This is a genomic window from Paraburkholderia sp. (assembly GCF_036488795.1).
Taxonomy (GTDB): Bacteria; Pseudomonadota; Gammaproteobacteria; order Burkholderiales; family Burkholderiaceae; genus Paraburkholderia.
The window spans coordinates 39,019-64,622 of the sequence record NZ_DASXHA010000057.1; the positions used below are offsets into that span (position 1 = coordinate 39,019).

The following is a 25,604-nucleotide window of genomic DNA, read 5'->3' on the forward strand; positions in this document are numbered from 1 at the left end:
CCGCGTGGGCTTACACCGAGCCTGCGAGCACGGCTATTTTCGATGTGTACCACCCGGTTGCCCGTGGCAAAACGGCGATTGTGCTTGCGCGTGCCTGTTCGTGTCGGCGCGGCGGTGTCAATATTCAAGGCGGGTCGGGCGGCGCGGGCACGACGCGGTTCCGACTGCGTGTGCCGTGTCGTGCGATGCTTCGAAGCTTCCTTTGATCTTGACGTATCTATGCCGGACGCTGCCTCCATCACCTTTCGCTTTGCTGCGCCGCATGAGGCGCAAGCCGTGCGCGCCATCGAGTATGAAGCGGCGCAGCGTTTTGCCGACATCGACATGGTGGGTATCGCCGATGCCCGGCCAATGGATGTGGCCTTTGTGCGGCGCAAGATCGAGGCGGCGGAGGTTGTCGTCGCCGTGGACGATCAGGCGCGCTGCGTGGGCTTCGTGATGTTCGCGCGGCTCGTCACGCGGTTTTATATCCAGGAACTGGATGTGCTGACCGGCTGGGCTGGGCGCCGCATCGGAGCGGCGTTGCTCGAACAGGTGGCCGGTTTGGCGCGCACGGCGGGCGCGTCGCAACTGGTGCTGTCGACCTTTCGGGATGTGCCGTGGAATGCGCCGTACTACCTGCGACTCGGCTTTCGCGTGATGGACAGCGCGAGTCTCGACGCCAGATTGCGGGCAATCCGCGCGGCGCATGTCGAGCGCGGGCTTGATGAGTCGAAACGTGTGTTCATGTGCCGCGGGGTGGGGGCGGGGCACGATTGATCTGGCCCAACCGGAACGCGGCGGGGTCGATCCGGATGTCACTCCGGCCGACCCCGCCGCGTCATTTGTAGCATGCGCCTGACGGCGCGTCTCGCTGCGTTTCTTATTCCACCGTTTCCAGGGTCGGATAGTCGGTGTAACCGGCTTCGCCCTCGGCATAGTAGGTGGCAGTGTTAGGCTCGTTCAGCGGCGCGTCCAGCTGGAAGCGGCGCGGCAGATCCGGATTCGCGATAAACAGCGCGCCCCATGCGACGGCGTCCGCTTCACCGGCGTCCAGCACTTTCTGCGCGGAGGCCTTGGTGAACTTTTCGTTGACGATATACGGGCCGCCGAACGCTGCCTTCAACTGCGGTCCCAGTCGATCGTCGCCGAGCGCTTCGCGTGCCGCAATGAACGCAATCTTGCGCTTGCCGAGTTCACGTGCCACATACCCGAAGGCGGCGGCGCGGTCCGAGTCGCCCATCGAATGCGCGTCGCCGCGCGGCGCGAGGTGCATGCCGACGCGCCCGGCGCCCCATACCTCGATACACGCATCAGTGACTTCGAGCAACAGGCGGGCGCGGTTTTCGATCGAGCCGCCGTATGCATCAGTACGTTTGTTTGTGCTGTCCTGCAGGAACTGGTCGAGCAGATAGCCGTTCGCGCCGTGCACCTCGACGCCGTCGAAACCGGCCGCCTTGGCGTTTTCGGCACCCTTGCGATACGCGTCGACGATGCCCGGAATTTCCGACAGTTCCAGCGCGCGCGGCGTGACGAACGGACGCTGCGGACGCACCAGGCTCACGTTGCCTTGCGGTGCAATCGCGCTGGGCGCAACCGGCAGTTCGCCGTTCAGGAAGAGCGGGTCCGACACACGGCCCACGTGCCACAGTTGCAGAAATATCTTGCCGCCCGCTGCGTGTACCGCGTTCGTGACGAGCTTCCAGCCTTCGATCTGCTCCTGCGACCAGATACCGGGCGTCGCGGCATAGCCGATGCCTTGCGGCGTCACCGAGGTGGCTTCGCTGATGATCAGCCCGGCGGACGCGCGCTCGGCGTAGTACTTCGCCATCAATGCGTTGGGCACGCGGATGTCGCCGGCGCGTTGGCGCGTCAGCGGCGCCATGATGATGCGGTTTTTCAGCGTGATGTCGCCAATCTGCAGCGGGTCAAAAAGATTCGGCATATAAGGTCACCTTTCCTGGCGGGCACGATGCCCGCGACGATAACAACTGCGTGATGAAAGAAGTGCGGCACTACCGGAGCGGCGCCGGAGATCCGGTCACAACTCCGTGTTCATGTACTCGAGAAACGCCTGAATGACGGCGTCGTTCCGCTTGAAGAAGATCCACTGGCCAACCCGTTTCGAATTCACGAGACCGGCACGTTGCAATGCGGCCAGGTGCGCCGAAACCGTGGATTGCGACAGACCGCAGCGAGCGTCGATCTTGCCGGCGCAGACCCCCTGGTCCAGCGGCAATTCCTGATCGGCGAAATACCGCTGCGGTTCGCGCAGCCACCGCAGAATCTCCCGACGGGCCGGGTTGGCTAACGCCTTGTGGATCGCATCGATGTCGATCGTCATCGGACTGGGCTTCGAGTTCATGGAGAGCGACAGATGAGGCACGAGTCGAGCCAGTCATCTGTATCGCAACAGGGCGAATCATATATCGTAATTTAACGATATGTATGAAACCACTACGGTTAATGGGGTCGATCAAAAGATTTTTTGGCGGGGACAGAAGCGGTGGCCGTTGTGAGCCGTCATCTGACGCTTCAAACGCAACTAACGGTCAGCCGCGCCGAGTGCCCCCGAATTCGCGGTCGACACCACGGATGACTCAAGGTCAACCGCCGCGAGACCCGCAGCGGCTACCCACGAGCGGCGCGGATAGACGACTCAACGCTTACCGTCAAGGAGGTCACCCAGCAATTCATCGAAGGCGGCTTGCGCGTCTTCGAGTTCCTGCAGTGCAGCGTCGAAGGTTTGCAGCGCGAACTGCGAGGGACGTCCTTCGCCGACTGGCGGAAATTGCGATTGCAGCGAAGCGAATGCACTTTGCACGCGCATGGTGGCGGCCAGCACGCGCTCCATTGCGCGCGATTCTTCGGCTCGCGCCTGATCGTGATTCATGAGGAAAGCTCCGTGGTTGATACGGCAATGCGGCCATGCGGTCACTATGCCACGGCGCACTCGATGCGCACGCCTGGCAAGGGACGAGAGATTAATACAAATTCAGATGACTGGCAGGCCGCCGTTCGCTTTGACCTCACGCAGGGACAGCGATGATTCGACCGAGGTGACGCCAGGCAGACTGCGCAATTGATCGCGCATGAAGGTGCCGTAGTCGTCGAGATCACGCGCGACCACCTGCAGCACGTAATCTGCGCTGCCGGACACGTTGTGGCAGGACAGGATGCGCGCAATAGCCTGCACCTCGCGTTCGAAACGCGTAGCGACTGCACGGTCGTGGACCGCAAAGCGCACGTAGACGAACGCGACCACGCCATAGCCGAGCGCCGAACGTGACAGCACGGCGCGGTACTGGTCGATGTAGCCGTCGTTTTCGAGCCGCTTGAGGCGCCGCGCACAGGGTGTCTCGCTCAGGCCGACGGTTTCGGCCAGGCGCGCGTTCGACATGCGGCCATCGTTTTGCAAGGCCACGAGAATTGCGCGGTCGACTTTATCGAGGTCGTTCATTGTTGGGGAAAAGGTCTAAAGGTGGCTTGTATCTTAGCGTGTTCCCCTAACGTGAAGCCATTTTTCTGCCAAAGTCGCCAGAAAAAGCTCACGGGTCGATAGCAATATAGAGCCCTCGAAACCGTGAGGCTCACATGATTTCCGCGCATCTTCTGATCGTCTATATCGCGGCCCTGGCGGTCGTTTATGCCGTGCCTGGACCGGACATGGCGTTGCTGCTGCAAACAGCCATCGCGCGTGGCGCGCGAGGCGGTTTTGCGACGGCCGGCGGTCTCGGCGTCGCACGCGCCACGCATGTGACCTTGTCCGCCTGCGGGGTCGCGGCGTTGCTGCGTAGCGCGCCGTGGCTCTACGAAGTCGTACGGTACGGCGGCGCGGCCTATCTCGGCTGGGTGGCCGTGCAGATTTTCCGTTCGCCGGTTTTTGCGTTGCCGACGGACGCTGCCATAACGGCAGACACGCGGCCCTTGCGGCACGCGTTCGCCAAGGGGCTGCTGACCAATCTGCTTAATCCAAAGGCACTGCTGTTCTGCTCGGTGCTGCTGCCGCAGTTCGTGCGGCCGGAGGCGGGACCCGTCGCTTTGCAGATGGTTGAGCTGGGCGTGATTCTGCTGGTGATCGGCGTGTGTTTCGACACGGTGTATGCGCTCGGCGCCGCCCGTATCGCAAACTGGATGCGCTCGCATCCGCTCGCGCAAACCGTACAGCGCTGGACCTTTTCAGCCGCATTGATCGGATTTGCCCTGCGCCTGTCGCTGGACTAGGCCGATCAAGCGGACAAGCGGACCAAGCGTCTGAGTGCTTTTACTTCGCCGCGCGGTCGAGCTTTGCCGCGCGCCGCGGGCGCTCGTCAATGATTTTTTGGCGGCGCGTGTTTTTCATCTTCTTCCATTCCTTGCACTCGTCGCGTGTACGCAGACAGCCAATGCACAAACCCGTTTTGCCGTCGAACTTGCAAATGTCGATACAGGGAGATTTGATACTCATCTCGCAGTGATTAAACAAATTGAATGTGCCGACTTTCGCATGGACGTCATGCGAAAGGCAAAGTGATTGCGTTAATTGCGGCAATAGACCCAGCGACCTGTGATTGCGACGGCTCAGTCATAATGCCTGAGTCATTGCCTGATACTTAATCACCTGTCTGTCTTCGATGAAAACTTTTGCGTTATATGTGGTAACCGCGTTTGCCGAGATACTGGGCTGCTATCTGCCGTGGCGCTGGTTGAAGGACGGCGGCTCTGCCTGGCTGCTTGTGCCCGGCGCACTCAGTCTGGCGACCTTCGCGTGGTTGCTGACGCTGCATGGCACGGCGGCGGGCCGGGTATATGCGGCGTACGGCGGGGTGTACGTGGCAGCGGCGATCTTGTGGTTGTGGTGGGTCGAGCAGGTTCGCCCGACCATGTGGGACCTGGCGGGCGTCGCGCTCACGCTGGCCGGAATGGGAGTCATCGCATTCCAGCCACGCGTCTAGCGACTCGCCAGGTCGCACTCAGTTCGCTTTAACGGCCGCCCAAAAAGTCGAGCTTGCCGACTTCCACGCCGTTGTGACGCAGGATGCCGTACGCGGTCGTAATGTGGAAATAGAAGTTCGGCAGCACAAATTGCAGCAGATAGTTGAGGCCCGTAAATTCAACCGGCCCACTGCGCATCTTCAGCGTGACCTGACGCTCTTCCGAGCCGTCGATCTGTTGCGCATTGAATTCCTTCAGGTAATCAATCGTTTTCTGAATGCGGGCATGCAGCTCTTCGAACGAGACTTCGACGTCTTCGTACTTCGGCGGCTCGACGCCGGCCAGACGGGCCGCGCAGCCCTTGGCCGTGTCGGTCGTGATGTAGACCTGACGCACCAGCGGCAACATGTCCGGAAAGAGGCGGCCGTTGATGAAAACCGCCGGGTCGATCTGCTTTTCTGCCGCGTGTGCTTCAGCCTTGCCGAGAATATTTTGCAGGTTGGTCAGGCCGCGCACCAGGACGGGCACGGACGCTTGATACATCGAAATGGACATGGAACGTTCCTCTGGTTCACTTTGATTCTTCATGGCGCGCGCAACTGGGCGCATGAGGCAATGCAACGGCCGGATCGCCGCTGCAGCATCATAACGTGGATCGCTCATGCATTCATATTGGCCATTCGGCCGACTGTTGAAGGTTCTGGAACTGTGGTCGAATGGATTTGTCGGACGGCTTGACGATGTCCTTGAAATCAATATCCCGTGCGGGTTCGGATGCGCTGCAACGAGGCACGGGTCGTGCACGAAGCTGTGCACGCAGTGTGCGTTCAGGCGTCTTCTGCCGGGAATAACGTGTGACCCGCGTGGTCACGCATCCAGGAGTGTCGATACTATGGCCAAGCATCCCCTGAAAGGCAGTGAACGGGCAGTAGCGCAAGATTCGAAGGTAGTTGGACAATGCGATCCCGCAGAACGGATCGAAGTCCATGTGGTCCTGCGCCGTCCCGCGCAGGACAAGTTCGACGCGTTGATCAGCAAGATCGAGGCGGGGGACGCGGGCGCGAAACCCATGTCGCGCGAAGCGTTCGCCAAAGAGTTCGGCGCCACCTCTGAGGACATCGCCAAGGTCGAGGCGTTTGCCAGGCAGGCGGGTTTGACGGTGGTGCGTGAAGATCCGGCTGCTCGCACCGTTGTGCTCAGCGGCACGATTGCGCAGTTTCAGGCTGCATTCGAGGTCCAGTTGCAGCACTACCAGCATCATTCGGCGGGTCAGTTTCGCGGCCGTACCGGTTCGATCAGCGTGCCCGACGAACTGTCCGGCATCATCACAGCCGTGCTCGGGCTCGACAACCGGCCGCAGGCACGCCCGCACTTTCGCATCCGGCCGCCGTTTCATCCGGCCACCTCGCAACAGCCGAGTTCGTTCACCCCGCCGCAGCTTGCGGCGCTCTATCAGTTCCCGCAGGGCGACGGCAGCGGCCAGTGCGTGGGCATCATCGAACTGGGCGGCGGCTATAAGACGTCCGACCTGAAAAGTTACTTTGCGAGCCTCGGAGTGCAGGCGCCCACGGTGGTTTCCGTGGGTGTCGATCAGGGCAGCAACCAGCCGACCGGCGATCCAGGCGGGCCTGACGGCGAAGTGACGCTCGATATCGAAGTGGTCGGCGCAGTCGCACCGGGCGCGAAGCTCGCTGTGTATTTTTCGCCGAATAGCGACGCGGGGTTCATCGATGCTGTCAGCCGTGCGGTGCACGACACCACCAACCAGCCATCGGTAATTTCGATCAGCTGGGGCGGACCGGAGACGTCGTGGACCGCGCAGTCGCTGCAGGCGTTCAACAGCGTGCTGCAATCGGCAGCCACCATGGGCATAACCGTCTGCGTCGCGTCGGGAGACAGCGGCTCGAGCGACGGAGCCGGCGGCAACGTGGCCGACTTCCCGGCATCCAGCCCGTACGTGCTTGCATGCGGCGGCACCGCTCTAACCGCCTCGGGCCAGTCGATCACGCGGGAAGTCGTGTGGAACGACGGTGCGCAAGGCGGCGCAAGTGGCGGCGGAGTGAGCACGAAGTTTCCAGTGCCGGCATGGCAGCAGGGTTTGTCTTCCACCAGTGCGAGCGGCGGCTCGACGCCGCTCACCGGCCGCGGCGTGCCGGACGTGGCAGCGGACGCATCGCCGGAGACCGGTTACGACGTACTGGTCGACGGGTCGCAATCGGTAGTGGGCGGCACGAGCGCGGTCGCGCCATTGTGGGCGGCGCTCATTGCGCGCATCAATGCAGCCAAAGGTCAGCCGGTGGGTTTCGTCAATCCGAAGCTTTACAAAGCCACCGGCGCATTCAACGACATCACCCAGGGCAACAACGGTGCCTATGCGGCATCACCGGGCTGGGACGCGTGCACGGGTCTTGGTAGCCCTAATGGTCAGAAAGTCGCGGCCGCACTATAGTCTCGCGAGCAGGCGCCGGCAATGCCGGCGCGCGCTCGAAACGTTGTGCGATGGTAGGGCAGCGCATGGCCTGCTACGACGCTTTGGTATGGCGCCTACACGACTTAAAACGAATCCATGGAGCGATCATGACGAACACCGAGTCAGCATCCGGCAGTCCGCAGTCGTCTCACAACTCCCATGCGGCCCCGTCGCCGGCCGCGGCGGCCGCAGCTAAGGCGGCACTCCCGGCAGGCGCACAGCCTTTCTTCGACCCTGTCGCATACGGAAACGGGCCGGACGATTCCGTCACCGACGCGAGCGAAAACGCCGCAATCACGAAGTATTCAATCACCATCGGCGGGCGCAAGATTGCGTACACCGCAACGGCCGGCCATCTGGTGATCGTGGATCCAAGCAGCTCGGTGCCGAACGCCAAGATGTTTTACGTGGCATTTACGCAGGACGGCCAGAAAGAGGAAACGCGCCCGGTTACGTTTTTCTACAACGGCGGTCCGGGTTCGTCTTCGGTGTTCGTATTGCTCGGGTCGTTTGCGCCGCGCCGTATCAAAACGGCCATGCCGAGCTTCACGCCGCCTGCGCCCTATTCGATGGAAGACAATCCGGACAGCATGATCGACAAGAGCGATCTGGTGTTTATCAATCCGGTGGGCACGGGTTATTCGGCAGCCATTGCGCCCGCCAGGAATCGCGATTTCTGGGGCGTGGATCAGGACGCGAAATCGATCAAGCAATTCATCAAGCGGTTCTTGACGAAGAATAACCGCTGGAACTCGCCGAAGTTTTTGTATGGCGAGTCTTACGGCACGGCGCGCAGCTGCGTGCTGGCCTATCTGCTGCACGAGGACGGCGTCGACCTGAACGGCGTCACGCTGCAATCTTCCATTCTCGACTACACGCAGTCGGGCAACCCGGTTGGCGCACTGCCCACTGCGGCGGCGGATGCGTGGTACCACAAGAAACTCGGCGTCGCGCCCACGCCAACCGACCTGGGCGCGTTTGCCGAAGAGGTGGCCCAGTTCGCCCGCACGGATTATCTGGCTGCCTTGCGCAAGGTGCCGGCTACCGATCCGGCCACCGTCGAAAAGCTCAGCGAGTACACCGGCATCGACAAGCCGACACTGCTGGCGTGGAGCCTCGACATTGCCGGGTACGACAGCCGCGGCAACTCGCTGTTTCTGACCACGCTGCTGAAGTCGAAAGGGCTGGCGCTGGGCGAATACGACGGCCGCGTGACCGCCATCGAAACGGGTATCGCCGGCAAAATCGATCCGAATTCCGGCGGCAACGACCCGACCATGACTGCGGTGACGGGCGTCTATACGACCATGTGGAATGTCTACCTGAACGAGCAGTTGCTGTTCACGTCGAACTCGTCCTTTACCGACCTGAACGATCAGGCCTTCCAGTATTGGGACTTCAGCCACATCGACCCAACCGGCGCGCAGAAGGGTCTCGACGCAAAAGGCAACGTGATCCTCTACACCGCTGGCGATCTGGCGGCAGTGATGGCGCTCAATCCCGATCTGAAAGTGCTGTCGGCGAACGGCTTCTTTGACTTCGTCACGCCGTTCTACCAGACGGTGATCGATCTGCAGCGGATGCCGCTCGTCAGCGCTCAGGTGCGGCAGAACCTTTCCGCACGTTTCTATCCATCGGGACACATGGTTTATCTCGACGGACCTTCGCGCACTGCGCTGAAAGCGGATCTGGCGAAGATGTACGACTCGACGGTAGCGAACACGCAGGCGCTGACGAGGGTGCGGGCGTTGCAGGCGCGCAAACCGACCTAGCGCCGCGCGGTTCGCTTGTCTCGTCGTGGCAGCGGTACAGGTATAGGCCGCTCCACGGAGTCCCGGACGGACGGCGCGGCAATTCGCATGCAGCGCCGTTCGCCATAGTTTCGCGAAGCGGTACGAGACTCGGGCGACCTGGCGAGCGGCGTGCCGGCTCGCCTTGCCCCCCTGGTTCTACTGGAGCGGCTTTTTACGGCGCAAATTCGAATGTGTTTTAATTGCCCAGCTAATAACCTAATCCGCGCCACGACCTGGCGCGTCGGCGAATGGATCCAGGAAAGGCAGACAGACGCGGCAGAACGCTGCGCTTCGGGGAATCAAACGCGGGCTTTACCACGCAACGCGCAGATCGGTGCAACGCTGTGCGGATGACGCGTAAGGGCGTGGTGATCGTGCTGGGCATGCTCATCGGGCTGCATGACAGTCTCGCGAGCGCGCAGGATACGGCAATGCTCGACGGGCGCGTGACCCAGCAATCCATTGCTGGCACGATTTGCCGACCCGACTACGTCGACGCCGTGTCACCGTCATTCGATGTGTTAATGGGCCATAAGAACCGGCTGCTCGCCGAACGCGGCATCAGTGCCGCGGATGGCGCCAATTACGCGCTTGACCGGCGTGTACCGGTCCTGCTGGGCGGCTCGCCGGATGCCCCGGCCAACCTCGATCTGCTGCCGTGGGCGGGCGGTCAGGGCGAACGCCGCAAGGCGCGGTTCGTCGTGCATCTCAAGCGTTGCGTCTGCGAGGGCAAGATGAGTCTAAGCGATGCGCAGGCATCGATTTTGGGCAATTGGTCGGCTGCCTATCCGGGCTTTGGCCGCGCATCGTGCGATGCGGGTAACGTCGATGCTGCCGCCGGCAGCCACGAAATTGAGCCATAACGCATGAAACCCAACGCATGAAACCTAACGCGTGAAACGGGCAGGAGCAGGTAGGCTTCTGGCCGGATTGCCTTGGGTATTTTCGTGACTCGGCATGGCCATTATTCGGCGGAGCGGTCGTTTTCGGCCGCAAGTGTTGTGGTAGCGTCAAAGAGCAGCCAAAGAGCGCTCGTCGATATTTTTCTTCGCGCATATTCAGGTACAGTTCACTGACGGGTTTCCTGCAGTGCCGCTTTGGAGCACAACGGCCAACAGGGCAGTCCGTTATTGAAATGGTCTGGCAAGCTCTGCCGGGGCGCCACAGCAGGAATCAAACTTGCTCACCGCACCATGTCACATCGTATCTGCGTTCGATTCTGACTATCCTGATAGCAGGACGAAATTCGAAGGGGATATTCTAATGATTGCCTTATATCTGTCGCTGGCCGTACTTGGGGCCGCCCTCATCAGCAACGCAGCCATGGCGGAAGCCAGAAAACGCGCGAGCCTCCAACCGGTACGTGTGCGCAGCACGGACCGTCGAGGGCGGTAACGCCACGGCCATGAACCTGTTTGTCTGGAACATTCCCGAATCGTGTACCGAGCAGCAAGTGCGCGAGTTTCTCGAGCATGAACTGGGTCACTACGCGAAAGGCGTAACGGTGCACGACGTCGGGACGCCCAAGGCATACGCGACAGTCGAACTCGCTGCGGACGGCCCGTACCTCGGCGAAGTCATCGCGCGGGAACTGCAGGGCAAGCACCTGGCGGGCACGGCGCTGGTCGTGAGCTCGGAACTGTTCGGCGACGACGCGTCTGCGCCAGCCTGAAGCGAAGCCGGCCAGTCTGCGCTACAGCGGGTGCCACGTCTGCGGGCATTCAGCCGCGCTTCCAGTCAATCGTCGCGCAATGCTCGCTGCGCAAGAACGGGTCAGGGCTGCGTCGGCCAGTCAAACGGCGTGTACGGCAGTGCGCGCTTATGACGGGTCGCCTCGTAAAAGCGCAGCACGGTCTCGTATGCTGCGGCGCTGACCGGTTTGCCTTCCAGAAAATCATCGATATCGCTGTACGGAATACCGTACGCGTCTTCGTCAGGACGTTGCGGACGCAACATCTCGAGATCGGCAGTCGGCACCTTGTGCGCCAGCACATCCGGAGCGCCCAGGGCACGCGCAACCTCGCGCACGCGTCGCTTGTTGAGCCCGGCGAGCGGCAGAATGTCAGCGCCGCCGTCGCCGAACTTCGTAAAGAAGCCCATCACCGATTCGGCCGCGTGATCCGTACCGATCACCACCCCGCGTCGCGTTCCCGCCACCGCATACTGCGCGATCATCCGTTGGCGCGCCTTGATGTTGCCGTGGACGAAATCCCGCTGGGTAGGGTCGGCAAACTGTACGCCACCGGCGATCAGCGAGGCGAGCATCGCGTCGGCTGCGGGCTTGACGTCGATGGTCAGATTTTCGTCGGCACGAATAAACGCGAGCGCCTGCCGCGCGTCCGCTTCGTCCTGCTGGACGCCATACGGCAAGCGCACGGCTACAAACCGGGCTTGCTGGCCCTCGGCGCGGAGTCGTTCCACAGCGAGCTGCGCGAGCCGTCCCGCGGTCGTCGAGTCCACCCCGCCGCTGATCCCGAGCACATACGTCGTGAGGCGGCTCGCCCGCAGGTATTCGGCGAGGAAGGCCACGCGCCGTTCGATTTCGCGTTCCGCATCGAAATCTTCTGCGACATGCATTTCGGCGGCAATACGCCGTTGGCGTTCGATTGAATCGTCCTGGGTCATGGTGTTTGTCTTCCGTTGTCCGGTTTAACTACTGATATGCAGTTTATATTCGATGTGGCAGACAGATTTAAATCTGCTCAAGCGGCCGGCACTTCGTCAGTTAAATGTCGGATATTCGAAACGCTGGCCGCCGCATTGAGGGCCGATCCGGGATGATCTTCCGTCGACAGAATCTGGCGTGCTGAGTAATATCGTGTTCGTCTGCATGCTGCATGCACCGCTGGACGGTCAATCATAGGCAGGTTTGCCCAAATACGCGATGAACGACGAGATATGGCTTGACCAGCTTGGAAATAGCAGAACGATCTATTTGGCCGGAATTAATCCAGACGTTGCGAATCGCCCATCCGCTTCTGGAAATATAAGCCGTCTGTTTAGCGCTGTGTTTTGCGGGTTGTCCTGTGGTCTGGTTTTCGCCGCGGGTGCGCCGCAAAACAGCACGCACCTGCCGGCCGATCTGTCGGCCTCCGCCGTTGCCGCCCCCGATGCGGCCGGCGTGGTCGACCCGCACCGTGCGCTGATGTTGCGCGACCTTTTCACGCGCGACGTCACGCGCCGCCTGAAAGTGCCGGCCGCCGTTCAGGACGAGTATGGCCGGCGCCTGCAGGCAGGGCTCAAGGCGCATGAACTGGGAGATCTGTCGGGCGAGTATGTGGTGCTGGTCGACCGTGACGCGAACGTCCAGGCGCTCTTCATCTATTTCCGTCCGGCACCGTCGGATACGTGGGTGATGATCGGCGCATCGCCGGTGGCGACCGGGCGGCCCGGCGAATTCGATCACTTCATTACGCCGCTTGGCGTATTCGAGCACACGCCCGACAACATGGACTTTCGCGCGGAAGGCACGATGAACCAGAACGGCATTCGCGGCTATGGCAATCGCGACATGCGCATCTTCGATCTGGGCTGGGCGCAAGGCGAGCGCGGCTGGGGCAAGGGCGGCATCTCGCAGATGCGCTTCCAGATGCACGCCACGGATGCCGACAAGCTCGAACCGCTGCTCGGCATCCGTCACTCGAAGGGATGTGTGCGCATCCCCGCGTCGCTCAACGTGTTTCTCGACCACTACGGCATCCTGGATGCCGAGTACCAGGCGCTCGTCGATTCGGGCAAGTCGCTGTGGGTGTTGCACTCGGATCGTCAGGTGACGCCATGGGCGGGCCGCTATATCGTCGTCATCGATTCCGACCGCAAAGCACGTCCCGCGTGGTCGCCCGGTCCCAGCAGCAAGGCGCGCGCGAAAGTGCCGGCCAAGGCGGATACGGCGGATTGATCGCGCTCACGAGCGAGTCAGCAACACGCCCAGCAGCGCGAGCGCGAAGCCCGCGACCTGCACCGGCAGCAGCGTTTCGCCGAAGCCGAAATAACCTTCCAGCGCGGCCAGCGGCGGCGCCAGAAACAGCAGCGCGGTGGCGCGCGACGCGTCGCCGCGCCGCACCATCCACACGAGCAGCGTCACGCTGATGCCCGACAGCATCACGATGCCCCATGCAAGCGACGCCCACAGGGTGGCTGAAGCAATCCAGCGATGCTCGCCCAGAGCCAGAACAAGGATGGCCGCCACGACGGCCGCGCCGCAATTCTGCACGGCGCTGGCGCTGCGAATATCCGCGCGTGCGAGCGACGTTTTCTGAATCAGCGTGCCCGCTGTGATCGCGCCGACGGCGAGTATCGATACGGCAACCACCAGCCATCCCGGCGCCGCACCGTGCGGCACGGAGGGTGCGGCGGCAACGAGCTTCGGTTCCAGGACCAGCATCACACCCGCGAGGCCGAGCCCCATGCCGGCCCAGCCGCGCCGCGACAGACGCTCGCCGAACAGCGGCGCCGCCACTGCCGCTGTCAGAAGCGGCTGCAACGCGCCGAGCAGCGCCATCACGCCCGCGCTCAATCCTTGCGCGACGGCCCAATAGCCGGCGCCGAGATAGACGCCCTGCAGCAACGCGCCGGCCAGCAGATGCTTGCCGAGATCGCGTCCCTTGGGCCATTCGGCGCGCGCTATCACCGCGGCCAGCGCGAAGAGCAGGGCGGTGCCACCAAAGCGGGCGAGCAGGAACAGGTTGGGATCGGCGAACGGCGTGATCGCGCGGGCAACCACAAAACCCGTCGACCAGAGCACGACAAACAGGGCGGCGAAAAACGAAGCAAGCATGGGACGTCGTGAGGCGGCGCAAAAGTTCGCAGTATTGCGTGCCGTCAGCGCGACGTCTTGTTCAAAACTGCACCCGCTCAACCTGCAGTTGGAGCGCTGAGGCTGATGGACCAGGTTGATTGGCCAGCGCGCGCGCTCAGCGAATGAACAGCACCGCTCCCGCGCCAAGCAGCCCGCCACACACCGCGCAAGCCCACAGCAGACCGCGCGTGCGCCGATACTCGCGACCGAGGTCCTGCATCAGTTGCACGTGTTGCCGGCTGGCGGCGGCCGTATCGTGCTGGCGCTGCAGATAACGCATGGCCAGCTGCGGGATGCGTGGCAAGGTATGGGCAAGATGGGGCAACTCCTGACCGATGCGCCTGATCCAGCCGCGATGGTCGAGGTCGCGTTGTGCGATGCCGGCCAGCACGGTTCGCGCGACATTCCACGTATCCACGCCGGGATGCAATGCGCGCGCCAGCGCTTCGGCCTGTTCGAACGAACGTTGGGCGGTGGCGAGCCGCGTCGACACCACGCCTTCGAACGGCTGAACTGCATGCAGCAGATGATGAAACAGCGCGCCGGCCGAGCGGTCTTGCGGCTCGGCGGCGAAATGCGCTTCACTGCGCCGCCGCAGTTCGGCTTCGAGCACTTCGGTTCGGGTGTCCTGATGCACGTGGCCCGCGTCGCGATGCAACTCGGCGAGGCGCGCATAGTCCTGATCGAAGAGCGCCTTGGCGCCATGGACGAAGAACTCGCGTTCGTGCGACGAGAGACTCGACATGGCCGCGAATTTTGCCAGCACGAGCCGGCCCAGGGTGTCGGCTTCGATGCTCACGCGGACATGCTCGGCGTCGAACGTGGCGTGAAAAAAGCCGTGCTCGAAAGCTTGCTCGGTGACCACTTCGACGATATGCGTCGCCAGCGGCGCGAGCTTGATGCGATGTTCGAGCAGTCCGGTGAGATCGGTCGCCGCGAGGGTCTCGATGTGCTGCACCGCCAGCGTATGGGTGGTGCACAGATCCCATATCACGTCGGGGATGACGAGGCGCGGGTCGGCGTCGAAATGATGGCCGGTCTGGCTCAGGTTCGCTGCTTCGGCGCGCAGATCGAAGCGGCGCAGCACGTCTTCGGTGAAGGCGCGTGCGAGCGTGCTCACCTCCAGGCGCCGGGCGGTGGTCGAGAACTTCTCCAGCCAGCGCGCCGCCCAGCGCAGCAACGCGAGTTCGTCGCTGATCTGCTGCACCTGGGCCACCCGCACGAGCTTGATGGCGATGTCGTAGTGGCCGTTGACCGGATTGACGAGGCGGGCAAGGTGCGTCTGCTCGGCGAAGCCGCTGCGCGCCGGCACCGGGTCAAAGTGGGCGAACAAGGCAGGCAGCGTCGACACCGGACGGCCCAGCGCGTTCGCGAGAGCGGGCGCGACTTCGGCCGGCGGCAGCGGCGTTTCCATACGGCCGACTGCATCGAAGGCGTCATGCAGCGTACCGGTTGCGAGCTCCGGGCGCTGCGCCAGCGTTTGGGCAAAGTTGCTGGCGAGCGGCCCGAGCGCGGGCAGTATGCTGTGCAGGTTGTCGCGGCCGCCTTCTGACGCGTGCACGCGCTCGAGGAGCGTGACGATCCAGTGCAGCTTGTGGTCGCGGGGCGCCGCAAGCCAGATGAGGCGTGCGCCGTAGCGCAACGCGTGATAGAGCAGCAGGAGTCGGCGAAACAGGGGTGGCATTGGCAGACCGGTTGACGGCGCGCATCCATTGACGCGCAGCCTGAACGCTCAAGATTAGCAGGGAAGTCGAGCTTGGGGCGCGTCGAAGCGTCTCGCGTACTACAATACGGCGGCCTCCTGCCCGTCCGAACCCCTTTTAGTGTGCCGCTCCCGGCTCTCGACAGATGCTTGCAGAACAACGACATCAATACATCCTCGCGCAAGTCGCCAAGAACGGCGCGCTGTCGGTGGCTGAGCTTGTGCGCGAACTGAACGTATCGCGCGAGACCATCCGGCGCGATCTGAACACGCTGGCTGACCGCGGCCTGATCGTGACGACGCACGGCGGGGCGCTGTCGAGCGACCGCCGCGAGCCGGATCTGGATGTGCGCGACGCCACCAACGCCGGCGCCAAGCGCGCGATCGGCGAACGCGCGGCGCAGCTGGTGCCGGACGGCGCGTCGCTGGTCATCGATTCGGGCAGCACCACCCAGGCCGTGGCGCGGGCGCTGACCGACCGCCACCGGCTCACGGTCTATACCAACGACTGGCGCATCGCGCTCCTGCTTGGGCGGCGCAACGACAACCGCGTCACGCTGCTGGGCGGCGAGCTTTCGGACAACGAGGACGCCACCTTCGGCCTCGACACCGTGCATCAGTTGACCCAGTATCACGCGGACTTTGCCTTCGTCGGCGCGGGCGGCATCTCGCCGGATGCATGGCTCACGGACTACACCCGCATGGCCGCCGAAGTACGCAGCCGCATGATCGCCGCGGCGGATCTGGTCGTGGTGGTGGCGGACAATTCCAAATTCGGCCGCGTCACGCCGGTGCGGATCGGCGGCTTCGAGAGCGCGCGTTACCTCGTCACGGAACTGGCGCCGGAACGCGCGCTGGGCAAGGCCATTGCGGCGCGTGGGCCGGAAATCCTGATTGCGTGATTTGATTACCTGAGCGGGCGAAGTGCCTGCCGGCCTTCATGACACCCCCAGGCCGAGACGGCAAGTCCGTAGCGTTAAATGCTGGGTCTCCCGCACGTGAGACCGGCGTGGGCCATTCGTCAATCCCGTTCAGCAACAGGAGCGTGTCGCGTCTCGTCCACTGATCGCCCGTGCATACCTGCCCGGCAAGAAATGTGGGAAAGGCAACGCGCTCGATTCCGAATCGAAGCATCATATCGAATTGGATTTCGAAATATTCAAACGCAGCCAGCCTGTCTTCGTCAGTTTCATTTTCGTTCATATAAAAACATATCGTTTTAGGGGACTGGGAGAATTTTCGATACCTCCTTGGTATTGCAAATAATGTTCACTAAAACACAGGTTTGCTATCTAAGCTTGCGCTCGAAAAACTAATTCCTTGCAGAGCAGGTTGATTTACGCGAGGAGAAAAAACGAAGACAGCCGTGACGGGGCATGGCAAACGCTGGAATTCAAGCTCGCCGCGGTGCTGCTGATCATAGCCTCGCAAAGCATGGCGGCTGTGGCGGCGATTCTGTAGCTGATCAGACGCAGTACACCTGGGAAACGGCTCTTCCGGAAGGCAAGCTGGTCGACTGATAAAAATGTTATTGCACCGACGGTGAAGACGATACGGAGCAGTGAAGTCAGCCAATGAAGCTCATTGTTTTCCGCGTCCTGGAAATAGCGGAGAAACGTATGTCTGATACCGAATACCTGAGGAAAGAAAAGGGGCACGTGAAGAAGCCCGGGGACCGGGCGCATGCAGAGGAGCAGGGGTTAGATGAAGATGTCTTTCATGAGGCACTGTCCGGACTGGACGATGAGGACGACGACATTTATCACGACGCGACGTCCCGGATGGACGGTTTAGGGGGAGAGCTCAATGGAGACTCTCGGTTTGCACGGAGGATAGCGCAGGGAGGTGCGGATTCGCAGCCGATGGTGGCCATGTTTTCGGGGCTGGCGTCGCGCGTGGCCCAGCAGGTGGCTGGGCGGATGGTTGAGCACGTGCTGGCCCGTTTTTTTCGCGGACACGGCGACGTGCTTAAGCTTTCTCGGTCGCTGCGCGACTTATATGAGAGCGAAGCACTGACCCCGGGCCAGAAGCTAGGGCAGATAGCTGAATTGGCGCACACAAACCGAGACCTTCTCCCAGAAAGATTTGCGACAGTGGGGGCGTCTTTGGAGGTGGTCGGAAACGTTCTGAGGGATTACGAAGAAATTGTCGAGCTACATCAATCTTTCAGCGACGCTTATGGGGATGTCGGGTTATCGGGGGTAGCGAAGCTGAAGAAAATGGCAGAGCTGCTGGAGGCGGCGCAGACGATCTTTGCAAAGTGGTCCTCGAGCGTGGCGGATGGTCCCAAAGTCATGGCGCAAGCTTTCCGGCTGGCAGCCGACACGCTGTCATTAGCGGGCACAGGTGCTGACGAGGCGACGCTGCTGGAGCGCATCAGGGACGCGCTCTCCGTTCTGGAAGACATGATCGCCCATCCGTTGGTCAACTCACTGCTGCCGGCCGGCGCCGCAACCGGTTTCATCTCGACGCTGAAACCGGTGCAGGGGTTACTGAACCAGGCCTGTGAACTGGTATCCATGCCCGAAGAGAGCACGTTTGACGACTATCTGACGGCGCTCATGCGCAACGGGGGGCGGGAAAACTGGTTACCGGAGCCGGTACGCAATCTCCTGCCTCTGGTGAAAGTGGTCGCGAATGTCGCGAATGAAGTGGCAGGCGGAGCGGGGGGCTCCCCGGGCAATCCGGCCGGGCAGCTGAGGTGGTTCATGGAGGAGGTGCTTGCCAATGAAACGCGGATGGCACAGATACTGCCGCATCTCCCTGGTGAAACTGCGCAGCTGCTGAAAGAGGGGGCGGTGCTGTTTCGCCAGATGGGTACCTTTCCCGGCGACGCGTCGCTGGGCCAGCAGACCAGCTGGCTGCTCGGGCAGATGAATGCGCCATCGACACGCGCGCTAGCCGGACGGATCGGCCTTGAGCCGGTTATCGAGAGCGTCAGGCAGAAGCTCGGACTGGACTCCTCCTCGCTGGACCTGATGGGTATCCTGTCTGGGCTGGCCAATGAGCAGTCGTCAAACTGGGAAAAGGCCACGTATGTGCTCTCGCGCACGGCACAGCACGTGGCGCGGCCGGTGCTCACTGCCGGAGCTCCTGTGGCAGCGGCCTACGCTGCTCCTGCGATATTCGGCACAGCTGCGTCCGTGGCGCTGAACCATGTTGTGCCCGCTCTCCTGACGCCGTACCTTTCGGCCCCCGTGGCGCGCGCTCTTCCCTTGGCGATTGCAAATGCTGTTCCAACCTTGCTGGGATATGCGGCGTATCCAGTGGCAGGCCTTGCGCTCCTTCCGATCGGTACCACGTTGTGGAGCTGGTATCAGCGCGTCCCTGCGGGGGGAGGACCGACTACCCAGGTTAGGGAGTTCGGCAAGATAGCGTGGGATGAGATCAAGACCTATCCCGCTCAGGTTGCCAGTCTGTTCCCTGAACATAGCTATCTTCGGGCGCTCATAGAGAACGTTGACCTGTCCGGATTTCCTGAGAATGGGTCGTGGACGGATGTCATGCACTGGGCGCTGGAACAGGCACGCAGGTATCCTGGGTTAGGGCTGCTCTATTACGGGCGCTATATCGACCTGGCTGTGCTCGATGCATTGCGTCGTGCACTCTGGGAGCCTGATCCCGTTGCCCAGGGGCGGGAACTGCAGAAGGTCGCCGCCGGGCTGAAATCGACCCTCGCGCCCCTGAATTTACCTGGCCTCAATACCCTCATCGGTCTGATCCCGCTCTTGCCCGTCCTTCGTGAGGCATTGCGTTCAGCAGGCACTTTGCCTGTCACTGAGTCGTGGAGCGACTGGGCCGAAGAAGTCATCAAGATCCTAAGTGACAGTGACAACCCGGCATTTAGGGAGATAGCCGAGAAGCTTGAAACATTGGTTGCCGACTTGATCGTGGATACGGCGATATCCGGCTTCGACATTTTGGCGGAAACTGCCGCGGGGATGGACGGGAACCAGCCCGATCTCCCTGACGTCGCGAGCGGGAGTGGCAATGCCCCGTCCACTTCCAGCACAGGGCGCGGTGCGTGGCTCTTCACGGGCGTCGAGGCGGGGGTGATCCCCCCCGAAAAAGTGGCCGAGGTGCACAAGATGGACGAGCGGGCTGCGGCAGCAATGGAAGAATTCAAGAGTGGCTCCGAAACTGCGTCTGCCTCCACCTCCCAGTCCGGAGAAACCTCTCCCGTAGCCGCTTCACTTGGGGCCCCCACCAGTGAATCTGAGCAGTTGTCCGATAAATCGCAACCCGTTTCCTATGCGACCAGTGCCACGCCGGATCAAGCCAGCACCAGCCAAACCGGGAAGCCTTCTCGCGCATGGTGGCTTGATTCGCCTGATGAGATGGTGAGCGATTTTCGCATTGAACTTGATGAGAAGAGTCGAGAATTTCTGAGAGACACCGAGGGTCTCAATCTGATCTGGAAAACGGGGGCGGGCATCGCTCTCGGGGCGTGGTGGCTGGCAACGCTATATGCGATCTATCAGGCGAAAAATCCGACGGGAAAGGCGGCGAACGACGATATAGAAATGCAAAGGACGGAGAGGACTGCAGATTCAACGGAAATGCAGCGCCTACGGGCAGAGGACAGGTTGACTCAGGAGCCAGCCGGTTCGGATTCGACTGGAGAAGCCTCGTCCAGCACGTTACAGGGTAGAGGTCAGGACGAATATGGAGCGCTCCTTGACGGAGCTGGGGCATCTGTCGCCGCTGAAGAATCCTGCTCACAGCAACCCAGCGGTGGTGTGTCGTCAGCGCAAAAGACCGGTCGCTTTCGGCAGTACCGAACGCCGGCGCTTATGGCGATCGCTGGGGCGCTTGGAACATCTGCCTATTTGTATTCGTCATTAAGAGAGAAAAAAGAACACGCTGAGAGGGACGTTTTGTTGAAAAAAATCAGGAATATTTTGGCCTCCGCCGATACAGATGCCGAGAATAAATCTCTGGAAGGAGGGAGGGCAAAAAGATCGCTTGCGGTGCCAGCTGCTCCGGTCCAGACGGCACAACCGGTGTCACCGTACTTAACAAAAGCCCTCGTCGCGGAGATAAAAAAGCTGGACAGAAAAAATTCTTTTCAATTCGATCCTTTTGACTTTGTGAGAGGGGCTGGCAGAGGAATATATAAACGTCTTAAACGCATAAATGGCGTTGATAGCTATTTTAATTTTATGTATGTTGATAGGGCTTACTGGGAATTTCAATATAACGGACGTGACAACAACTTCGGAAGAATAATCGGGAAAATTCCGGGGAGCATGGTAAGAATGCAGCGATCACGGCCGGATAGCATCTGGGGAACTCGCGCGGAGGAGGGTAAGGTTCAGTTTGCGTTGATTGATACGAGTCTGGAAGAAAGTGTCAGACAATGGAGCCCGGATGATGCAGAGAAGAATTTGTCCGGTGGCATGATAAGAAGTGAGGATGGTCTCTACGAAGGCGCCGAAGGTAAATTGTTCATGAGGATCAACGGTAGTTTTTGGCCATTCGATCCGAATAAAAACATGATTCGCAATAAAAAAGGGGGTGAACTAAAGGTAATGAAGTGGAATGGGTTGTGGTGCCAATACACAACATCGCCTGCTGATTTGAAAAAGAGCGATGAAAGGGCGGTCGAGCATATCTTCACTGTAAGCAACTATACTCTAAACACATATTCTATGCTCAAGGATTTCATTGAGGTTGCGTTTGAGCAAAGACAGGCGTACAAATATTCAGATCTTCTAGCTGTTTTGAGATCTTATCTCGATGTCTGGTTTTCCGAAACATATAAGAATGACGATTTCGATAAAACTCTGGAAATAATGATGGCGATATCGGAGATTGATTATAGGCGCCGTCACATAGGCATAGGGGGGGAGGGCCATTCTGTGAGTCCATCGATAGCAGAATATGTTGATCAAATATTGTCTAGTATCAATATTGACGATGAAGGAAAAATACTTATTTCGGAGTATGAAAATTCTTTCTCAACAAAAAATATCGATGATGATATGTTTGACGATGCACTTTCAGAAGGATCCGACGGAATTATGCAGGAGATCAACACCCTTGAGACAAAATTGACGGATGTTCAGGATGAGCGGAGTCGTGTTGAGAGGGACCGCATACAAAAAAATGATGAACTTAAGTTTTTGACATCTGAAATAAATCGCTGGAATGTTTTTCGGCCAAACGGGGTACTCTGGCCGCTGTACCGGGATCCGGAATCGGTGCAAAGAATAGAGACGGACGTTGCAAGGCTTGAAAAACGAAGCAAAGAGGTCAGCGATGAGCTGGGTGTCCTTGAAAAAAAGCTGCCTAAACTGAAGGAACAGGAGCTTGAACATAAAAATTCGTCGGCCACGAAAAAGCGCCTGCTAGCATATGCCAAGGGGATTGAACGTGCCAAGGAAAGTGTCAAGGAGAACTATTTTTCTGAGCGAAATACTACCGATACCCGATATGAAATGAGTAATAGTGATAATGCACATAATTCTGCTCTGATTAGGATGGCTGTTGAGAAAATGAAAATAAGAAGTCGACAGGAATATGAGCGTGGTGACAATCATCTGGAAAAATTGATGGAGTTGGATGTTGCGATCAATTTTTTGCATAAATCAATGGAAAAAAATAGATGGCGCCAGAGCTTTCTCTCTCTCATATCGATGCAGAATATCAATGATATTGAATTGAAAAATGACTACAGGGATATAATTGCTGCCCAGCAGGAAGCCGTTAAATTTTACCTGAAAATGAACGAAATCCAGTTTCTTGACCCCTCAAAAACTTACCTTGATGAATATTATGCGTTGTCTGAGGATGAGAAGAAGGCCGGGGAACTTGAATTGATTGCATCTAATTTATTCCAGCTTTTTAAATATCGAGGTAAGGATTTGCCGAGAGCATTATTTGACGATATTGCTCGTGAATTTAATGAGGAAAAAAGGAAACTTAATCCATTTTTGGATGCCTCGGACAAGCCGTTGGGTTATTTCGGGTTCGAGGATTTTAAGCCATCCCCAAATTTCGAATGGCAGAAATTCTTTGTAGATCAGTTTAATCAATATAGAGATAAATTTCTTGAGTATGATGCAAGGGTCAGTACGACGGCGGCTATTTCGAATAGCACCTTGACAGCATCGCAAATCTTCAATGAGGTGAAAAAAACCTATCGCTTTACGCTTGTGACAGTGGAAGACATAATTGCGAGAACAATGCCAGGGGAAATTGATTTCATTCAATTGTATGATGGAAACTGGTTGATTATTTCCACCTTGGCGGGCGAGGAACGGGTGCAGATGTTCAGTGAACAAAAAATGAAGAGTAATCGGTATTTTAAACAGATTTTCGATAATCCGTACACTCTGTCGGGTACTGGTCGGACATGGTCTGAAGTTTATCCGTACAAGTTCGACAACCCTAATGTCAGTGATAAAATTAATCAGGAAAGAGACAGGGCGAGATGGAATGATTTCCGGTCTAAGTTTATCGTTCCGCTGCTCGGAAAGGATTCTATTTATGCAAAGGAGGAAACGCCGCTAATATTGGGTTATCACCATGTCACCGAGGAAGAATCAAATTCCCGTAAGCCACTTTTTGACATAGTAAACCCGATCATGAAAGATGTAATTGATGAACGGTCGAGACTGCTGCAGGGCGAATTCGACGAACATTCAATCTGGCACGTTATTGCCACACTAATTCTTCCTACTTATGGCGAAATCTATAATACTATTACTGATAGTACATATAAAGTAAATATCGAAAGCCTTTTCTTTGATGCAATCACCGTATTGGGTGTTTTGGGGGTGTCGGGAGCAAAGTGGGCAAAAGCGACGAAGGATATCAAAAAGGTTGTCGCAGATAAGGTTGCTAGAAGTAGTGCGCAGGGTCTCCACGGCAGGCAACTAGCCCTTAAAGCACTGCAATCATCTGGTCCCTATGCCAGACAAACCGCGCTCCTGTTATACGATCTGGTCGAGCCGGCGCCACTCAAGTCTGCTTTTCATCGAATGAGGAAATTTGATGCAAATTTCCCAACTGGAGCTACAGCGTACAGTCTCGGAAAAGTACTGTCGTATATCCTCCTTTGCTTGGTACTGTAAATCCTGTCTGGAGATATGCGGATGAGATTAAACTGGTACCGGTTACATCTGAAGAAGCGAAGTTCAAGGACATATATGTAGGCGAGGAGGAGGGAAAGAATCCGAGTAGATTCTTCGTGAAAGAAGGGGGCGTAACCTATCAGGTTCGTTGGGATGAATACGCCGGTACGTGGCGGATCATAATTCCCGGTTCGACTCGAATGCTTACGGATCCGCCTGTAAGACTAAATGAAGACGGGCACTGGAAAGTATCAGATTACTCGACTCTTTCCTCTGCGAGGGTCAAGCCGTAGCAATGCGACATGGTCATGCCCGGCGATTTGCTTCAAAGAGTCAATAGAAATTTACCTTGAATAGACGAGAGAGCTTCACGCAATGGCGTTTTAACGCCGAAATAGCGTCATGAGATATGGACGGTCTTTACGCATCGGCTTGCAAGAACGGATCGACCTGCAGCATTTCTGGTCCAGAGAGCTGACCTGATCCTCTTGGGCCGTCTGCCCGTTACAGAGAGCAACGAGCAAGCATTGTGCGTCGAGCGGGCGTCAACCAACCAATTCACCACCTCTGATTGCGGTGCTGCTGTATGTGCAGTGCGCGCCGGAACCGCCGGACGAGGACAAATACGTCCCCGACCTGACAGCGAGCCGCCGAAGTGACCATGCCGCTCCGACTACCTGACCCGCAGGCCAAGCCTCGCCACCGCCCGCCCAATCGCCGCCACCGCGTTATACAGCTCGTTTTCATCAATCGCGCCAATGCATCCCACCCGAAACGTCTCCACCTGGGTCAGCTTGCCCGGATACAGCACGTAGCCGGCATCACGCACCGCAGCGTAGAAATCGGCGAACTTCCATTTCGGATCGCGCGGCGCGTGGAACGTGACGATCACCGGCGCCTGCACTTCAGGTTTCAGAAACGTTTCGAAGCCGAGTAATTTCATCGCCTCTACCAGAGCCGCGCAGTTGCGCGCGTAACGCGCGCCGCGCGCCGGCTGGCCGCCTTGCGCGATGAACTGGTCGAGCGCGGTGCGCAGCGCAGCGAGCACGTGGGTCGGGGGCGTGAAGCGCCATTGGGTCGTTTTCTGCATATAGACGTACTGGTCGTGCAGATCCAGCGCCAATGACGGCGAGCGTCCTTCACTCGCTTCCAGCACGCTGCGGCGCACAATCACGAAGCCCATGCCAGGCACGCCTTCGAGGCATTTGCCGCTCGCCGATACGAGCGCGTCGATGCCCCCGTTGCGCAAATCGATCGGCAAAGCGCCGAACGAACTCATCGCGTCGACAATCAGGCTCTTGCCGTGCCGCTGACATACAGCAGCGATAGCGTCGAGGGGATTGAGCAGGCCCGCGCTCGTCTCCAGATGCACCTGGGCGACATGGGTGATGCGCGAGTCGAGGTTGAAGGCGTCCTCGAGCGCCGCCGCCGTTACGGGCTCGTCGTCGCCCAGCGGCAGCTCCACATAGGCGATTCCCATGCGCTGCAGGATCTTGATGATGCGCGCGCAGTACGCGCCGTTGTTCGGCACCAGTACGCAGCCCTGGCGCGGCACCAGCGTGCCGATCGCCGCCTCGACGGCGAAGGTGCCGCTACCCTGCAACGGCACGCAAACATACTCATTTTCGCCATGTACGATCTCGAGCAGATCGGTGCAGACGCTCTCGGTCATACGGTTGAATGCCGTGTCCCACGAGCCCCAGTCGCGCAGCATGGACTGGCGTGTGGCGGGCGAGGTGGTGAGGGGTCCCGGGGTCAGCAGGATAGGGTCGTTGCCAAGAATCACACAGCCTCCGTCATCAGATGAACGCATCCTCCGGAACAAGCGGAGGCGCGAGTACGCTTTGCATATTATTGGCGAATTGTGTCA

At 59.4% G+C, this 25,604-nt stretch carries 20 protein-coding genes; 10 read left to right on the forward strand and 10 right to left on the reverse strand.

The window, feature by feature from the left end; all coding sequences use genetic code 11:
- The first annotated feature begins 219 nt into the window (after positions 1-219).
- Positions 220-759 (forward strand): GNAT family N-acetyltransferase, encoded by a 540-nt coding sequence (locus VGH41_RS07100; protein ID WP_331596644.1) that lies wholly within the window; start codon positions 220-222, stop codon positions 757-759.
- A gap of 103 nt (positions 760-862) precedes the next feature.
- Here VGH41_RS07100 and VGH41_RS07105 read toward each other — a convergent pair whose 3' ends face one another.
- The 4 genes from VGH41_RS07105 to VGH41_RS07120 all read right to left on the reverse strand — a co-directional run bounded on the left by VGH41_RS07105 (position 863) and on the right by VGH41_RS07120 (position 3,439).
- Positions 863-1,924, reverse strand: a complete 1,062-nt coding sequence (locus VGH41_RS07105) for an alkene reductase (protein WP_331596645.1) — start codon at positions 1,922-1,924, stop codon at positions 863-865.
- A gap of 96 nt (positions 1,925-2,020) precedes the next feature.
- Positions 2,021-2,323, reverse strand: a complete 303-nt coding sequence (locus VGH41_RS07110; protein WP_331596673.1) for a metalloregulator ArsR/SmtB family transcription factor — start codon at positions 2,321-2,323, stop codon at positions 2,021-2,023.
- Between the two features lie 315 nt (positions 2,324-2,638).
- Positions 2,639-2,872 carry a hypothetical protein gene (locus tag VGH41_RS07115; protein WP_331596646.1) on the reverse strand — a complete coding sequence of 78 codons (234 nt, stop codon included), beginning with the start codon at positions 2,870-2,872 and terminating at the stop codon, positions 2,639-2,641.
- 102 nt (positions 2,873-2,974) lie between these two features.
- On the reverse strand, positions 2,975-3,439 hold the full coding sequence (locus VGH41_RS07120) for an Lrp/AsnC family transcriptional regulator (protein WP_331596648.1): 465 nt from the start codon (positions 3,437-3,439) through the stop codon (positions 2,975-2,977).
- A gap of 134 nt (positions 3,440-3,573) precedes the next feature.
- Here VGH41_RS07120 and VGH41_RS07125 point away from each other — a divergent pair, with 134 nt between their 5' ends.
- Positions 3,574-4,203 carry a LysE family translocator gene (locus VGH41_RS07125; protein WP_331596649.1) on the forward strand — a complete coding sequence of 210 codons (630 nt, stop codon included), beginning with the start codon at positions 3,574-3,576 and terminating at the stop codon, positions 4,201-4,203.
- Positions 4,204-4,243: 40 nt separating this feature from the next.
- On the opposite strand, the gene VGH41_RS07130 is transcribed toward VGH41_RS07125, so the two are convergent.
- Positions 4,244-4,426 carry a DUF1289 domain-containing protein gene (locus VGH41_RS07130; protein WP_331596650.1) on the reverse strand — a complete coding sequence of 61 codons (183 nt, stop codon included), beginning with the start codon at positions 4,424-4,426 and terminating at the stop codon, positions 4,244-4,246.
- A 166-nt stretch (positions 4,427-4,592) separates the two neighbouring features.
- Here VGH41_RS07130 and VGH41_RS07135 point away from each other — a divergent pair, with 166 nt between their 5' ends.
- Positions 4,593-4,913 carry a YnfA family protein gene (locus tag VGH41_RS07135; protein ID WP_331596651.1) on the forward strand — a complete coding sequence of 107 codons (321 nt, stop codon included), beginning with the start codon at positions 4,593-4,595 and terminating at the stop codon, positions 4,911-4,913.
- Between the two features lie 28 nt (positions 4,914-4,941).
- Here VGH41_RS07135 and VGH41_RS07140 read toward each other — a convergent pair whose 3' ends face one another.
- Positions 4,942-5,448 (reverse strand): DUF1993 domain-containing protein, encoded by a 507-nt coding sequence (locus tag VGH41_RS07140; RefSeq protein ID WP_331596652.1) that lies wholly within the window; start codon positions 5,446-5,448, stop codon positions 4,942-4,944.
- 337 nt (positions 5,449-5,785) lie between these two features.
- Between VGH41_RS07140 and VGH41_RS07145 the strand changes: the two genes are divergently transcribed.
- The 4 genes from VGH41_RS07145 to VGH41_RS07160 all read left to right on the forward strand — a co-directional run bounded on the left by VGH41_RS07145 (position 5,786) and on the right by VGH41_RS07160 (position 10,828).
- On the forward strand, positions 5,786-7,342 hold the full coding sequence (locus VGH41_RS07145; RefSeq protein ID WP_331596653.1) for a S53 family peptidase: 1,557 nt from the start codon (positions 5,786-5,788) through the stop codon (positions 7,340-7,342).
- Positions 7,343-7,470: 128 nt separating this feature from the next.
- Complete coding sequence (locus VGH41_RS07150; RefSeq protein WP_331596654.1) at positions 7,471-9,135, forward strand: S10 family peptidase; 1,665 nt, start codon at positions 7,471-7,473, stop codon at positions 9,133-9,135.
- A gap of 386 nt (positions 9,136-9,521) precedes the next feature.
- Positions 9,522-10,019: a hypothetical protein gene (locus VGH41_RS07155; protein ID WP_331596655.1), complete on the forward strand. Its 498-nt coding sequence runs from the start codon at positions 9,522-9,524 to the stop codon at positions 10,017-10,019.
- A 542-nt stretch (positions 10,020-10,561) separates the two neighbouring features.
- Positions 10,562-10,828: an RNA-binding protein gene (locus VGH41_RS07160; RefSeq protein WP_331596656.1), complete on the forward strand. Its 267-nt coding sequence runs from the start codon at positions 10,562-10,564 to the stop codon at positions 10,826-10,828.
- A 101-nt stretch (positions 10,829-10,929) separates the two neighbouring features.
- Here VGH41_RS07160 and nadE read toward each other — a convergent pair whose 3' ends face one another.
- Entirely contained in the window at positions 10,930-11,781 is an 852-nt protein-coding gene (gene nadE / locus VGH41_RS07165; RefSeq protein WP_331596657.1) for an ammonia-dependent NAD(+) synthetase, read from the reverse strand.
- Positions 11,782-12,040: 259 nt separating this feature from the next.
- Between nadE and VGH41_RS07170 the strand changes: the two genes are divergently transcribed.
- Positions 12,041-13,054, forward strand: a complete 1,014-nt coding sequence (locus VGH41_RS07170; RefSeq protein ID WP_414696616.1) for a L,D-transpeptidase — start codon at positions 12,041-12,043, stop codon at positions 13,052-13,054.
- A 6-nt stretch (positions 13,055-13,060) separates the two neighbouring features.
- Here the strand turns inward: VGH41_RS07170 and VGH41_RS07175 are convergent, their stop codons facing one another.
- Together VGH41_RS07175 and VGH41_RS07180 are read right to left on the reverse strand one after the other, a co-directional pair.
- Positions 13,061-13,933: a DMT family transporter gene (locus VGH41_RS07175; protein WP_331596659.1), complete on the reverse strand. Its 873-nt coding sequence runs from the start codon at positions 13,931-13,933 to the stop codon at positions 13,061-13,063.
- Positions 13,934-14,069: 136 nt separating this feature from the next.
- Positions 14,070-15,638 carry an ABC1 kinase family protein gene (locus VGH41_RS07180; RefSeq protein WP_331596660.1) on the reverse strand — a complete coding sequence of 523 codons (1,569 nt, stop codon included), beginning with the start codon at positions 15,636-15,638 and terminating at the stop codon, positions 14,070-14,072.
- 164 nt (positions 15,639-15,802) lie between these two features.
- On the opposite strand from VGH41_RS07180, the gene VGH41_RS07185 reads away from it, so the two are divergent.
- The gene (locus VGH41_RS07185; RefSeq protein ID WP_331596661.1) at positions 15,803-16,558 is read left to right on the forward strand and encodes a DeoR/GlpR family DNA-binding transcription regulator; all 756 of its coding nucleotides are present in this window, start codon (positions 15,803-15,805) and stop codon (positions 16,556-16,558) included.
- A 672-nt stretch (positions 16,559-17,230) separates the two neighbouring features.
- Entirely contained in the window at positions 17,231-23,734 is a 6,504-nt protein-coding gene (locus VGH41_RS07190; RefSeq protein WP_331596662.1) for a hypothetical protein, read from the forward strand.
- Positions 23,735-24,407: 673 nt separating this feature from the next.
- Here the strand turns inward: VGH41_RS07190 and VGH41_RS07195 are convergent.
- A complete protein-coding gene (locus VGH41_RS07195) occupies positions 24,408-25,547 on the reverse strand; it encodes a 2-aminoethylphosphonate--pyruvate transaminase (RefSeq protein ID WP_414696617.1) in 1,140 nt (379 codons plus the stop codon).
- Positions 25,548-25,604 lie beyond the last annotated feature (57 nt).

Coding starts and splice junctions, on each gene's coding strand:
- VGH41_RS07100 (WP_331596644.1), top strand. CDS start 220: ATGCCGGACGCTGCCTCCATCACCTTTCGCTTTGCTGCGCCGCATGAG.
- VGH41_RS07105 (WP_331596645.1), bottom strand. CDS start 1,924: ATGCCGAATCTTTTTGACCCGCTGCAGATTGGCGACATCACGCTGAAA.
- VGH41_RS07110 (WP_331596673.1), bottom strand. CDS start 2,323: ATGACGATCGACATCGATGCGATCCACAAGGCGTTAGCCAACCCGGCC.
- VGH41_RS07115 (WP_331596646.1), bottom strand. CDS start 2,872: ATGAATCACGATCAGGCGCGAGCCGAAGAATCGCGCGCAATGGAGCGC.
- VGH41_RS07120 (WP_331596648.1), bottom strand. CDS start 3,439: ATGAACGACCTCGATAAAGTCGACCGCGCAATTCTCGTGGCCTTGCAA.
- VGH41_RS07125 (WP_331596649.1), top strand. CDS start 3,574: ATGATTTCCGCGCATCTTCTGATCGTCTATATCGCGGCCCTGGCGGTC.
- VGH41_RS07130 (WP_331596650.1), bottom strand. CDS start 4,426: ATGAGTATCAAATCTCCCTGTATCGACATTTGCAAGTTCGACGGCAAA.
- VGH41_RS07135 (WP_331596651.1), top strand. CDS start 4,593: ATGAAAACTTTTGCGTTATATGTGGTAACCGCGTTTGCCGAGATACTG.
- VGH41_RS07140 (WP_331596652.1), bottom strand. CDS start 5,448: ATGTCCATTTCGATGTATCAAGCGTCCGTGCCCGTCCTGGTGCGCGGC.
- VGH41_RS07145 (WP_331596653.1), top strand. CDS start 5,786: ATGGCCAAGCATCCCCTGAAAGGCAGTGAACGGGCAGTAGCGCAAGAT.
- VGH41_RS07150 (WP_331596654.1), top strand. CDS start 7,471: ATGACGAACACCGAGTCAGCATCCGGCAGTCCGCAGTCGTCTCACAAC.
- VGH41_RS07160 (WP_331596656.1), top strand. CDS start 10,562: ATGAACCTGTTTGTCTGGAACATTCCCGAATCGTGTACCGAGCAGCAA.
- nadE (WP_331596657.1), bottom strand. CDS start 11,781: ATGACCCAGGACGATTCAATCGAACGCCAACGGCGTATTGCCGCCGAA.
- VGH41_RS07170 (WP_414696616.1), top strand. CDS start 12,041: ATGAACGACGAGATATGGCTTGACCAGCTTGGAAATAGCAGAACGATC.
- VGH41_RS07175 (WP_331596659.1), bottom strand. CDS start 13,933: ATGCTTGCTTCGTTTTTCGCCGCCCTGTTTGTCGTGCTCTGGTCGACG.
- VGH41_RS07180 (WP_331596660.1), bottom strand. CDS start 15,638: ATGCCACCCCTGTTTCGCCGACTCCTGCTGCTCTATCACGCGTTGCGC.
- VGH41_RS07185 (WP_331596661.1), top strand. CDS start 15,803: ATGCTTGCAGAACAACGACATCAATACATCCTCGCGCAAGTCGCCAAG.
- VGH41_RS07190 (WP_331596662.1), top strand. CDS start 17,231: ATGAAGCTCATTGTTTTCCGCGTCCTGGAAATAGCGGAGAAACGTATG.
- VGH41_RS07195 (WP_414696617.1), bottom strand. CDS start 25,547: ATGCGTTCATCTGATGACGGAGGCTGTGTGATTCTTGGCAACGACCCT.